The organism is Faecalibacterium sp. BIOML-A1 (assembly GCF_009679715.1).
GTDB lineage: Bacteria > Bacillota > Clostridia > Oscillospirales > Ruminococcaceae > Faecalibacterium > Faecalibacterium taiwanense.
On the sequence record NZ_WKZJ01000002.1, the window covers coordinates 372,477 to 384,010 of the forward strand.

The 11,534-nt window shown below is 58.0% G+C and carries 12 protein-coding genes; 8 read left to right on the forward strand and 4 right to left on the reverse strand.

Annotated elements, in window-relative coordinates:
- Positions 1–87: 87 nt before the first annotated feature.
- Positions 88–1,383, reverse strand: a complete 1,296-nt coding sequence (mtaB, locus tag GKG36_RS04160; RefSeq protein WP_097775282.1) for a tRNA (N(6)-L-threonylcarbamoyladenosine(37)-C(2))-methylthiotransferase MtaB — start codon at positions 1,381–1,383, stop codon at positions 88–90.
- Positions 1,384–1,560: 177 nt separating this feature from the next.
- On the reverse strand, positions 1,561–1,917 hold the full coding sequence (locus GKG36_RS04165) for a twin-arginine translocation signal domain-containing protein (RefSeq protein WP_154259336.1): 357 nt from the start codon (positions 1,915–1,917) through the stop codon (positions 1,561–1,563).
- A gap of 214 nt (positions 1,918–2,131) precedes the next feature.
- Between GKG36_RS04165 and GKG36_RS04170 the strand changes: the two genes are divergently transcribed.
- From GKG36_RS04170 to plsY, 8 genes are all read left to right on the forward strand, one after another.
- The gene (locus tag GKG36_RS04170) at positions 2,132–3,370 is read left to right on the forward strand and encodes a D-alanyl-D-alanine carboxypeptidase family protein (RefSeq protein ID WP_154259337.1); all 1,239 of its coding nucleotides are present in this window, start codon (positions 2,132–2,134) and stop codon (positions 3,368–3,370) included.
- 213 nt (positions 3,371–3,583) lie between these two features.
- The gene (locus GKG36_RS04175) at positions 3,584–4,915 is read left to right on the forward strand and encodes a glucose-6-phosphate isomerase (protein WP_097775285.1); all 1,332 of its coding nucleotides are present in this window, start codon (positions 3,584–3,586) and stop codon (positions 4,913–4,915) included.
- A 51-nt stretch (positions 4,916–4,966) separates the two neighbouring features.
- A complete protein-coding gene (locus GKG36_RS04180; protein ID WP_005944262.1) occupies positions 4,967–5,371 on the forward strand; it encodes a hypothetical protein in 405 nt (134 codons plus the stop codon).
- 141 nt (positions 5,372–5,512) lie between these two features.
- Entirely contained in the window at positions 5,513–6,013 is a 501-nt protein-coding gene (locus GKG36_RS04185; protein WP_154259338.1) for a YceD family protein, read from the forward strand.
- 26 nt (positions 6,014–6,039) lie between these two features.
- Positions 6,040–6,219, forward strand: coding sequence for a 50S ribosomal protein L32 (gene rpmF / locus GKG36_RS04190; RefSeq protein WP_005920250.1), 180 nt, complete (start codon positions 6,040–6,042; stop codon positions 6,217–6,219).
- A 93-nt stretch (positions 6,220–6,312) separates the two neighbouring features.
- Positions 6,313–7,644: a DUF512 domain-containing protein gene (locus tag GKG36_RS04195; protein WP_173012876.1), complete on the forward strand. Its 1,332-nt coding sequence runs from the start codon at positions 6,313–6,315 to the stop codon at positions 7,642–7,644.
- Positions 7,645–7,674: 30 nt separating this feature from the next.
- Positions 7,675–9,018, forward strand: a complete 1,344-nt coding sequence (gene der / locus GKG36_RS04200) for a ribosome biogenesis GTPase Der (RefSeq protein WP_005944256.1) — start codon at positions 7,675–7,677, stop codon at positions 9,016–9,018.
- A 27-nt stretch (positions 9,019–9,045) separates the two neighbouring features.
- On the forward strand, positions 9,046–9,708 hold the full coding sequence (plsY, locus tag GKG36_RS04205; RefSeq protein WP_005944253.1) for a glycerol-3-phosphate 1-O-acyltransferase PlsY: 663 nt from the start codon (positions 9,046–9,048) through the stop codon (positions 9,706–9,708).
- 66 nt (positions 9,709–9,774) lie between these two features.
- On the opposite strand, the gene GKG36_RS04210 is transcribed toward plsY, so the two are convergent.
- Together GKG36_RS04210 and GKG36_RS04215 are read right to left on the reverse strand one after the other, a co-directional pair.
- Complete coding sequence (locus tag GKG36_RS04210) at positions 9,775–10,362, reverse strand: transporter (RefSeq protein WP_154259339.1); 588 nt, start codon at positions 10,360–10,362, stop codon at positions 9,775–9,777.
- 85 nt (positions 10,363–10,447) lie between these two features.
- Positions 10,448–11,449, reverse strand: coding sequence for a substrate-binding domain-containing protein (locus GKG36_RS04215; RefSeq protein WP_097775289.1), 1,002 nt, complete (start codon positions 11,447–11,449; stop codon positions 10,448–10,450).
- Positions 11,450–11,534: the final 85 nt, after the last annotated feature.

Below are 11,534 nucleotides of genomic sequence, written 5' to 3' on the forward strand. Positions count from 1 at the left end.
GGATGAAAAGGGATAAAACGCAAAATTTGTTAAAAATTTGTTGTATTCGTCCTCGTGTACAGAATCAACAGTTTTAAGCGCGTAAACTTAGCAAAGTGCTGCACGCACACGCTCGCCGTCGTATTCGCCCAAGCGTACATGCACGATCTGCCCGCTTTCGTGGCCGGGGGCGGACACCACCACCGGAATGTACAGCCGGGTGTAGCCGGTGAACAGCGTGCCGGAAAGCGGGGTCTCCAGCAGCACATCGTCCTCGGTGCCCACATAGGCGGCCAGCACTTCGCGGCGCACCTCCTCGGCAATGCCGTTCATCACGCGGCTGCGCTCCTGCTTTTCCCGCTCGTGCACCTGCTCCGGGAAGTCGTAGGCCGGGGTGCCGCTGCGGCGGGAGTAGGGGAACACATGTACCTTGAGGAAGCCGATTTTCTTGAGGAATTCGCAGCTCTCTTCAAAATCGGCCTGCGTCTCGCCGGGAAAGCCGCAGATGCAGTCGGTGGTAAAGCTGACCGGGCGCTCCCCGTAGGCGGCGCGCAGCTGGTCCACCACCTGTGCATACTGCTCGGCAGTGTAAACGCGGCGCATCCGGCGCAGGGTGGCAGTGCAGCCGCTCTGCAGGCTCAGGTGGAACTGCGGGCAGAGCTTTTCCACGGCGGCAAGGCGGGTGATGAACTCCGGCGTGAGCATATCCGGGTCCAGACTGCCCAGACGGATGCGCTGGATGCCCTCCACCTGAGCGCAGTGCTCCACAAGCTCCACAAGGTTGGTGCCGGTATCCAGACCATAGCTGGGCAGGGAGATGGCACTGAGCACCACCTCGCGGTAGCCGGAAGCCGCCAGCTGGCGCAGCTCGGCAAGGATGCTGGCTTCGTCGCGGCTGCGCACCGGGCCGCGGGCGCGGGGAATGACGCAGTAGGCGCACTGACGGTTGCAGCCGTCCTCTACCTTGATAAAGGCACGGGTGTGGGTCTCGAACCGCTCCACGGGCAGCTCTTCAAATTTTTCGCCGCGCTGGTGGGGCGTGATGGCCACAATGCGCTCATGGCCGTCCAGCAGCTTGAGAACGTTATCTAAAATGGCCTTGCGGTCGCCGTTGCCGCACACAAGGTCGGCCTCGGTGAACTGGGCGGCTTCCTCCGGGAAAGCCTGCGGGTAGCAGCCGGTAAGCACCGTGACCGCACCGGGGTTCTCGCGCTTTTTGCGGCGCAGCCACTTGCGGCTTTTCTGGTCGCCAAAGTTGGTCACGGTGCAGCTGTTCACCACAAAAACATCCGCAGGCTCGTTCTCCTGCGCAATGGTAAAGCCGTTGGCGCGGAACATCTGTTCCAGCGCGCCGGTCTCGTTCAGGTTGACCTTACAGCCAAGGGTATAAAAACAAACTCGCATGAGGGGGTATCCTTTCGACAAAAAACGGGGTGGTGTTTGCATTGCTCTTTATTATATATCACAGCGGCGGTGCGGCGCAAGACCGGATGCACAGCAGCAGGCACTTTTTTGCTGGAAAGCGGGCAAAACAAAAAGAGACGGGCAAACGCCCGTCTCTCAAAGAGAACTTTAGAAAAATTATTTAGTGGACTTAACGGTGACTTCCAGATACTTGTACTCTTTACCAGTCTCTGCGTCCTTAGCGGTCTTATACTCGGCCTTTTCCACAGCGAAGCCGGAGAGACCATTAGCGGCCAGATTGGGCATCAGGAAGCTGTTCAGATAAGCGCCGTTTGCATCAGCAGGCCATACGACCAGCTTCTTTTTGTTCAGCTCTGCAACAGCAGCCTGGAACTCCTTGGTAGAATCCTTAGCGGCGACTACCTTGATAGGAGTGGTGGAGAAAGCACCACAGCCGGTGAACATGGAAGCACCTGCAGCAGCAACAACGGTCAGACCAGCCATCTTCAGGAAAGAACGACGAGACAGAATCATAATAGTATCCTCCTAAAAAATAATTCCACAAATGAAGCAATACAGCCTTTTTGGGCCATCTCCAATTTACACTATAAGGTGGGCAAAAGTCAAGCCCTTTTGTAGAAAAAGACAAAATAAAAAATGCAGGCTGCGGTGCGGGCGCAGGATATTCTAAACAAAAAGGCCCCTGCATACTCTCTCAGCAAGAGATATTGCGCAGGGAGGGACCGAAATGGAGCGGAAAAACTTGGCGCTTTTGTGTGCAGGGGTGGTGTGCTTCTGGCTGTTTGCGCTGGCCTTTGGCACGGCGCAGGGCAATGGGCTGCGGCAGCAAAACCCGGCGGTGCAGGCGGCTGCAGACCAGACCCAGCCGGTGCAGCCCGCGGCGGCACAGCCTGCCTTGGAGCTGCCCTGCCGCGCCGCCTGCCTGATCGATCAGCAGACGGGCACTATATTATATGAAAAGAACGCCGACCAGCAGATGCCCATTGCATCCATTACCAAGGTAATGACCCTGCTGCTCACCTTTGAAGCCGTGCACGACGGCCGCATTGCCATGGACACGCTGGTGCCGGTAAGTGAACACGCCTACCACATGGGCGGCAGTCAGATCTGGCTGGAGCCGGGGGAGCAGTTCACGCTGGACGAGATGATCAAAGCCATTTGTGTGTCCTCTGCCAATGATGCCGCTGTGGCTGTGGCAGAGCTGGTGGGCGGCAGCGAGCCGGGATTTGTGCAGATGATGAACGCCCGCGCCGCAGAACTGGGCATGGTGAACACCACCTTCCACAATGCCTGCGGGCTGGACACCGAAGGGCATCTTTCCACCGCCCACGATGTTGCCATCATGAGCCGCGAGATTTTGAACACCTGCCCGGAGGTGCTGCACTATACCGGCATCTGGACGGACACCCTGCGCGGCGGTGCCACCCAGCTGGTGAACACCAACAAGCTGCTCAAGCGTTACAACGGCATCACCGGCCTGAAAACCGGCACCACCAGCGGCGCGGGCGTGTGCATCAGCGCCAGCGCCACCCGCGACGGGCTGGACCTCATCGCCGTGGTGCTGGGGTCGCTCTCCAGCTCGGAGCGGTTCACAGCGGCCACCACCCTGCTGGACTACGGCTTTGCGGCCTACGCCGCCGTGCCGCTGCCCGCCATGGAGGACCGGCCTCTTCTTATAAAAGTAAAGGGCAGTGCAGAGGAAAGCGTACCGCTGGACTACACCGCTCTGCCCGAAACGCTGCTGATGCCCAAGGAAAGCGCCGCCGCTCTCACCGCGCAGCTGGATCTGCCGCAGGAGCTGGAAGCACCGGTGCAGCTGGGCCAGACCGTTGGCACGGTGCGCATCCTGAGCGGGGAGACCCAACTGGGCGAGTACGAGGTGCGCGCCACTGCCGATGCTGAAAAAATGGACTTTGGCACCGCATTCGGCCTGTTGTGGGACGCTTTGACCGGCTGCGAAAGCTGAATGCACGCTTCAGCGTACAAAAGCGCGCTGCGGTAAGCTGCGTGGAACTGTCTGTGTGAACAATTCTGGATGAAGAAACAAAAAAACACTATTAAAATTGTATGAAATCCAAGGATTTTGACCTTGACTTTGCCCGGAGGGAACGGTACACTTATACCAAGATATTTCCTCGCAGGGCAAAGGCCCGGCAAATCGTTTGGAGGTTATAATAAAATGAGCGTCGCACTGAACACAAAACACCTCTCCAGCTTTATCAGCGAAGAGGAATATGCAGCCATCTATCCGCAGGTGGAAGCTGCCCATAACCAGCTGGAAGCAAAGTCCGGCCCGGGCAATGATTTCCTCGGCTGGATGTATCTGCCCCGTGATTATGATAAGGAAGAGTTCGCCCGCATCAAGGAAGCCGCCGCAAAGATCCGCGAGGATTCCGATGTGCTGGTGGTGGCCGGCATTGGCGGCAGCTATCTGGGCGCACGCGCTGTCATCGAGGCCGTCAAGGGCCAGTTCCACAACGAGCTGGAAAATGGCCCCAAGATCTACTTCTGTGGCAACAGCATCAGCCCCACCTACCTGAACAACATCATCAGCCTGTGCAAGGGCAAGCGCTTCTCCATCAACGTCATTTCCAAGTCCGGCACTACCACCGAGACTTCTCTGGCATTCCGCGTACTGCGTGAACTGCTGGAAAAGGAGATGGGCGTGGAAGAAGCCAACAAGCGCATCTACGCCACCACCGACCGTGCCAAGGGCACCCTGAAGCAGCTGGCCGACGCACAGGGCTGGCCCACCTTCGTGGTCCCCGACGACGTGGGCGGCCGCTACTCCGTGCTGAGCGCTGTGGGCCTGCTGCCCATTGCTGCTGCCGGTATCAGCATCGACGACCTGATGAAGGGCGCTGCCGATTCCATGGAGCGCTTCTCCGTTCTGAGCAAGGACAACGACGCTTACAAGTATGCTGCCATCCGCAACATCCTGTACCGCAAGGGCAAGAGCGTTGAAATTCTGGAATGCTACGAGCCGGACTTCGCCCTGATGAACGAGTGGTACAAGCAGCTGTTCGGCGAGAGCGAGGGCAAGGACAACAAGGGCCTGTTCCCCGCAAGCTGCATCTTCTCCACCGATCTGCACTCCATGGGTCAGTTCATTCAGGAAGGCTCCCGCACCATGTTCGAGACCATCGTGGACGTGAAGAAGCCTGCACAGGATCTGTTCATCGACCCGCTGGAAGGCAACTTTGACGGCCTGAACTTCCTGGCAAACCAGAACATGAGCGTTGTCAACCGCAAGGCCATGGAGGGTACCATTTTGGCACACACCGACGGCGGCGTGCCCGAAGTGCTGATCGAGGTGGACGACCTGACCGCTTACAATGTGGGCTACCTGATCTACTTCTTCTGGCGTGCATGTGCCTGCAGCGGTTATCTGCTCAGCGTCAATCCCTTCAACCAGCCGGGCGTTGAGAGCTATAAAAAGAATATGTTTGCTCTGCTGGGCAAGCCGGGCTACGAAGGCCTGACCGCCGAGCTGGAAGCAAAGCTGAAGTAAATAAAAATGATCTCCCGCCGCAAGGCGTGGAAAATACAGGAGGACTGAACTATGATTAAACTGATTGTTGGTACCAAGGGCTCCGGCAAGACCAAGGCTATGATCGACCAGATCAATGATGCGGTCAAGACCTCCAAGGGCAACGTGGTCGTCGTTGAAAAGGGCATGAAGCTCACCTACGACATCGCTCCTGCTGCACGTCTGATCGACCTGGACGAGTACAAGATCTCCGGCGGCGAAATGCTGTACGGCTTTGTTGCCGGCCTGATGGCAAGCAACTACGATATCACCGACCTGTACATTGACGGCATCCTGAAGGTGCTGGATCATGACATCAACCGTCTGGGCGTTGTGCTGGACGAGATGGCAGCCATTGCAGGCGACAGCGTGAAGGTGACTGTTACCGTCAGCGCTGACGAGGCTGCACTGCCCCACGATGTGAAGAAGTACCTGTAATTCCGGAAAATCGGGATCTGAACCACTTTGAACAGGCAGAGAACCGGGAAATTTAAATTTTTTCGGTTTTCTGCCTGTTTTGGTGTTGACAAAGGGCTGCGTTGGCGCTATACTAACAAAGCAGCCTTTTAGAGGTGTACTATGCAATTTGACCTGAGAAAGTTTATCGCCACCGGCAGACAACCCTATCATGCAGAGTTTCAGTGTGATTTATCTGCACATGATTATGCCGGGGCAAGGATCCCGCAGCCGGTCACCGCTGTTTTTGAAGCGGAGACGGACGGCGACGAGATCCGGATGACACTGCGGGCAAACGCATCGGTGCACGGAGAGTGCGCCCGCTGTCTGGACCCGGTCATTCGGGAGGAGACGGTCGATACGGAGTGGACGGTAAAGGAACGGGATCTGGATGACCCGGATTTTGACCTTCCGCTGGACGAAAAAGGACATCTGGATGTAGATGAATGGCTCAATCAGGAGTTTATGTTCCAGATCCCCACGGTGCTGCTTTGCAGTGCCGACTGCGCCGGGCTTTGCCCCGTGTGCGGCAAAAAGAAGGCGGAATGCACCTGCCAGCCGGCAGAGCATGCCGAAGCTCCCGTAGACACAAGGCTCGCAATCCTTAAATCACTGCTGAACTGATAAACCCATCAAGGAGGTGCAAAAATATGGCAGTACCTAAGAGACATCTTTCCAAGGCCCGCCGCGACAAGCGTCGCAGCAATGTTTGGAAGCTGGAGGCCCCCGCACTGGTCAAGTGCAGCAACTGCGGCTCTCTGAAGCTCCCCCACCAGGCATGTGGCAACTGCGGTTACTACAAGGGCGAGGAAGTCATCAAGAAGGCCTAATTTGCGCGTAATTGGTGGCATAATGGTGTTATGTACAGAAGGGGAGGGCGCATGCCTTCCCCTTCTTGTTCTGTCTGAAAGGAGGTGGATGCGGTGGCAATGAAGATCGCACGGGTGGAACCCGGCAGCGAAGCGGAAGTGCTGGGCCTTGGCCCGGGTGACGAGCTTTTGAGCGTGGACGAAAACGAGCTGAACGACAGTCTGGACTACGATTTCTACACCGACAGCAAAAGCTTCCACCTGAAAGCAAGGGTGGCAGACGGCATCCGCGAGTGGGATGTGCAGCGCACGGAGCGCGGTCCCTTTGGCTGCGATTTCCAGACCTATCTGGGCGATCAAAAGCACTCCTGCTCAAACCACTGCATGTTCTGCTTCATCGACCAGCTGCCCCCCGGTATGCGCGAGAGTCTTTACTTCAAGGACGATGACGAGCGGCTTTCCTTTTTGTTCGGCAACTATATCACCATGACGAACATGCAGGACCACGAGATCGACCGCATCATCAAGATGCACATTTCACCCATCAACATTTCAGTGCACACCACGAACCCGCAGCTCCGTGTGCGGATGCTGGCCAACAAGCGCGGCGGCGAGGTGCTCAAGTATCTGCCCCGTCTGGTGGAGGGCGGCATCGCCGTCAACTGTCAGCTGGTGCTGTGCCGCGGCATCAACGACGGCGACGAACTGCGCCGTACCCTCTCCGACCTTTTGGAGCTGACCCCTATGGTGCAGAGCATCGCTGCGGTGCCCTGCGGCGTGACGGACTACCGCGAGAAGCTGTTCAAGCAGACACCGTATGATGCAAAGACCAGCGCCGAAGTCATCGACATCATGGAAGAATTCGGCGATGAGTGCAAGCGCCGCCACGGCAAGCGCATCATTTATCCCAGTGATGAATGGTACCTCAAGGCAGGCAGGCCCATCCCGCCGGAAGAGTTCTACGAGGACTTCGACCAGCTGGAAAACGGCGTGGGCATGATGCGCCTGTATGCCTCGGAATTTCTGGCGGAGCTGGAAAAGCCCCACCGCATCTACGGCACCAAAAAGATGGACGTGGTCACGGGCGAAATGGCTTCGCCGCTCATCCGCCAGATGATGGCTGAGCTGCACCGCCAGTACCCCATGATCGAGGTGACGGTGCACACCATCAAGAACAAATTCTTCGGCGGCAATGTGGGTGTGGCCGGGCTTGTAACGGCGACCGATATCATTGCTCAGTGCGAGGGCAAGCTGACCAGCGGCACGCTGGGCGTGCCCGCCGTGATGCTGCGGGAGGAAAAAGACACCTTTCTGGACGACATCACCACCGACCAGCTGGCCCAGCGCCTTGGCGTGAAGGTGGAGGTGTTGCCGACCTCTGGCGGCGACGAAGCCCGCGCCCTGCTGCGTAGCGGCCTGCACATTGCAAGGAGAAGAAGAGCATAAAACCTTTTGTTATAGAAAGGAGGAACCCCTATGAGCAAACCGATCGTAGCAGTGGTGGGCCGCCCCAACGTGGGCAAATCCACCCTGTTCAACAAGCTGTGCGGTCAGCGCCTTGCCATTGTGGAGGACACGCCGGGCATTACCCGTGACCGCATTTTTGCCAACTGCGAGTGGAACGGCCATGACTTCCTGCTGGTGGACACCGGCGGTATTGAGCCCAAGGCTACCGAGGGCATTCTGGCTCACATGCGGGAGCAGGCCCAGATCGCCATTGACACTGCAGACTGCATCATCATGGTGGTGGACGTGCGCGACGGCCTGACCGCCGCAGACGAGGATGTGGCCCACATGCTGCGCCGCAGCCACAAGCCCATCATTCTGGCCGTGAACAAGTGCGACAAGGTGGGCGATGCCCCCATGGAGATGTACGAGTTCTACAACCTCGGCTTTGACGAGGTGATGCCCATTTCGTCCGTGCACGGCCACGGCACCGGCGACCTGCTGGACGCTGTGTGCGCCCATCTGGACTTCAGCGAGACGGTGGTGGAAGAGGACCGCATCCCGGTTGCCATCATCGGCCGCCCGAATGTGGGCAAGTCCAGCCTGACCAACCGCATTCTGGGCGAGAACCGCATGATCGTGGCAAACGAGGCGGGCACCACCCGTGATGCCATTGACACCCCGGTGGACAACGCTTATGGCAAGTTCATCTTTACCGATACCGCCGGTCTGCGCAAGCGCAGCAACATCACCGACGGTCTGGAGCGTTATATGGTAGTGCGCGCACTGGCCGCTGTGGAGCGCAGCCGTGTGGCGCTGATCCTTGTGGATGCCACCGTCGGTTTTACCGAGCAGGACAGCAAGGTGGCCGGTTATGCCCACGATCAGGGCAAGGCGTGCATCATCGTCGTCAACAAGTGGGACGCGGTGGAAGGCAAGGAGACCAACACCATGGAACTGCAGCGCCGCGATTATGCCGAGTGCTTCAGCTTTATGGGCTATGCTCCTATCATCTTCATCTCGGCTCAGACCGGCTACAACGTGAACAAGCTCATGCAGCTGATCCGCGATGTGGACAGCCAGAACGGTGCCCGCGTGCCCACCGGCGTGCTGAACGAGATGCTGGCCCGCGCCACAGCCCGGATGCAGCCGCCCAGCGACAAGGGCCGCCGCCTGAAGATCTTCTATCTGACTCAGGCATCCACCCGCCCGCCCACGTTCGTGGCCTTTGTGAATTCGAAGCAGCTGTTCCATTTCAGCTACCAGCGGTATCTGATCAACCAGATCCGCGAGAACTTTGGTCTGGAACACACCCCCATCCGTCTGGTGATCCGCGAGCGCGGCTCCGGCGAAGTGGGCGCAAAGGACGTGTAAGCGCCCGCAAAGGAGGCATCCGTTTCTATGATGAAAGCGATCCTGATCGCCGCAGCCACCATCCTGCAGGCGTACCTGCTGGGCAGTGTGGATACCGGCATCCTCGTCAGCAAATTCGTATATCATGACGACGTGCGCAATCATGGCAGCGGTGCGGCCGGCATGACCAACATGCTGCGCACCTTTGGCAAGAAGGCTGCCGCCATGACCGCGACAGGCGATGTGCTCAAGGGCGTGCTGGCCGTGTGCATTGGCCGGTGGCTGTTCCACATGCTGCCCGCCGATGCTGGTGTGTCGCCGTATCTGGGTGTCTATCTGGCTGCTATCTTTGCAGTGCTGGGCCATCTGTACCCGCTGTACTTCGGGTTCAAAGGCGGCAAGGGCGTGCTGGTGGCAGCTGGTGCCATTCTGGCCATCCAGCCGGTGCTGCTGCCGTTTCTGGCCATTATCTTTCTGGTGTGCCTGATCCCCACCGGCATGGTGTCGCTGGGCAGCGTGGCCATGGCAGCACTCTACCCGGTGCTGACCATCATTTACGGTTCCCTGCAGGGCTATGCCGCTGGTGATATGCTGGTGTGCGCCATTGGCTCCGGCTTTATGTCCGGCATGGTGATCTATATGCACCGCGCCAATATCCAGCGCATCCGTGAGGGCAAAGAGTACCGCTTCGGAAAGCACAATAAAAAATAAAAGCATTATAAAATGCCCCGCAGCCTGCTGGTTTTCCGGCAGTGCTGCGGGGCATTTTTGTTTATGTTATTTTGGTTCCGGGGCGGCCTGCTCAAAATCGTACTCGTCAAAAGTCTCTTCTTCGGAAGGAATGGCCTCGGCCACCTCGGCCTTGGCGCGCTCCTTCAGGCGGGAGAGAAACGCATCGGCGGGGATGCCGCTCTGGCGAGGTGAAAGATCCGGTGCCGGATGGCCGTCCGGCAGGTGGGCACCAAAGGCCGGCACAAAGAAGAACTTGCGCACAATAAAGATCAGGGCGATGGCTCCCACGCTGAGCAGGTTTTCCAGTGCGGAGTCGTGGCCCACTACCAGATGACGGGCAATGGCGTAGAGCAGCACTTCCAGACTGCTGCCGGGGCTGTGCTTGGCCAGCATTTTGATGAACTCGATGCCGATCACGATGTCAAGGCTCCGCTCCAGAAAAATGCGGATCTCCACTTCGTTGCCGTCAAACAGCAGGCCGGGCATCCACTTGATGAGCGGCACAGCGCTGAGCAGCAGGCCGATGAGCACAAGGCCGGAGAGCAAAATTTCCAGCAGACTGGACGCCTGAATGATGCGGTTGCGCAGCTGGGTGCGCCAGCGGCTTTCCACATGGGAGGAGGAATTGTCCATATTGAGCCTTCCTTTGCAAAAAAAGTTTCAACATTTATGTGTAATATTGTAACAGAAATGCAGAAAGCTGTCAATTGCTAGAAGATCAGACGGCACTGTTCGCTGCAGTGGCGGGTGCCACCGCTACATAGCCGGATTTTTTGATGCAGTCCTGTCCGGCGGCGGTATCCAGCCAGTCGTAAAGCTGGCGTTCCGGGCTGTCGGCGGCAGCGTCCGCATGGAGAACGGCATAGAACTCGTTGCACAGCGGGTAGCTTTCGCTGGCGATGGTGTCGTTGGAAGGGGTCACGCCGTCCACGGCCAGCAGACGCAGGCCGGGCTGGGAGTACATCTGGTCGATGTAGTAGTAGACCGAGAAGCCGATGGCATTGGCGCTGTTGTTGTAGGCGGCGATGCTGTCCACCAGCTCACCCATGGCAGCGGGAGCCAGCTCGGTGGGCGGGTCCATCAGTTCGCCGCCCTGAATGAGCAGCTTGCGGAACAGGGTCTGGCTGCCGGAGTCTTCGCCCCGCTGGAAGGGCACGATGGCAAGATCCTCGCCGCCCACTTCCTTCCAGTTGGTGATCTTACCGGCATAGATATCCTTCAGCTGCTGCCGGGTCAGGCTCTTGACCGGATTGTTCTCGTTCACGATGAACACCAGTGCGTCCCGGCCAATGGGTTTCTGTTCCAGCTGGGCGTTTGCTTCTTTCAGCTCTTCCTTTACGTAGTCCGGCGCTTCGTAGACCACCAGCATCCTGGCAGTGTACTCCTCATCCGGGTACAGGCCGAAGTTTTCCCACGCATAGGCCGTGGTGCTGACCGAAATGCCGCTCTGGGCTACTTCCAGATCGATGCCGGTGGTATCGGCCATCATCTGGGCCATCAGCGGGATGCAGGCAGTGCTGCCGTCCAGCTTGGGAAAATCTTCCACGGTAAACAGCCCGATGGGTTCAAGCTCGCTCACGGAAGAAGCGGGTGCTTCCGGCGAGGTGGAAGCGCTGCTGGCGGGGGTGTCATCCCCCTTGCAGGCAGTGAGAATGCCTGCGGCAGAGCAGGCGGCAAGGCCAAGCAGAAAGCTGCGGCGGGAAATTTTAGCATTTTTCATAAGGCGTTCCTCGTATAATAAAATAGTAGTATTTATAGACCGCTCTCCAGCGGAATGCTACAATAGTTTCAGGGTGCTGTGGATT

Bases quoted from the DNA above. Each gene is read 5' to 3' on its own strand.
- GKG36_RS04165 (WP_154259336.1), bottom strand. From the start codon at position 1,917: ATGATTCTGTCTCGTCGTTCTTTCCTGAAGATGGCTGGTCTGACCGTT.
- GKG36_RS04170 (WP_154259337.1), top strand. From the start codon at position 2,132: ATGGAGCGGAAAAACTTGGCGCTTTTGTGTGCAGGGGTGGTGTGCTTC.
- plsY (WP_005944253.1), top strand. From the start codon at position 9,046: ATGATGAAAGCGATCCTGATCGCCGCAGCCACCATCCTGCAGGCGTAC.
- GKG36_RS04175 (WP_097775285.1), top strand. From the start codon at position 3,584: ATGAGCGTCGCACTGAACACAAAACACCTCTCCAGCTTTATCAGCGAA.
- GKG36_RS04215 (WP_097775289.1), bottom strand. From the start codon at position 11,449: ATGAAAAATGCTAAAATTTCCCGCCGCAGCTTTCTGCTTGGCCTTGCC.
- GKG36_RS04180 (WP_005944262.1), top strand. From the start codon at position 4,967: ATGATTAAACTGATTGTTGGTACCAAGGGCTCCGGCAAGACCAAGGCT.
- mtaB (WP_097775282.1), bottom strand. From the start codon at position 1,383: ATGCGAGTTTGTTTTTATACCCTTGGCTGTAAGGTCAACCTGAACGAG.
- GKG36_RS04185 (WP_154259338.1), top strand. From the start codon at position 5,513: ATGCAATTTGACCTGAGAAAGTTTATCGCCACCGGCAGACAACCCTAT.
- GKG36_RS04210 (WP_154259339.1), bottom strand. From the start codon at position 10,362: ATGGACAATTCCTCCTCCCATGTGGAAAGCCGCTGGCGCACCCAGCTG.
- der (WP_005944256.1), top strand. From the start codon at position 7,675: ATGAGCAAACCGATCGTAGCAGTGGTGGGCCGCCCCAACGTGGGCAAA.
- rpmF (WP_005920250.1), top strand. From the start codon at position 6,040: ATGGCAGTACCTAAGAGACATCTTTCCAAGGCCCGCCGCGACAAGCGT.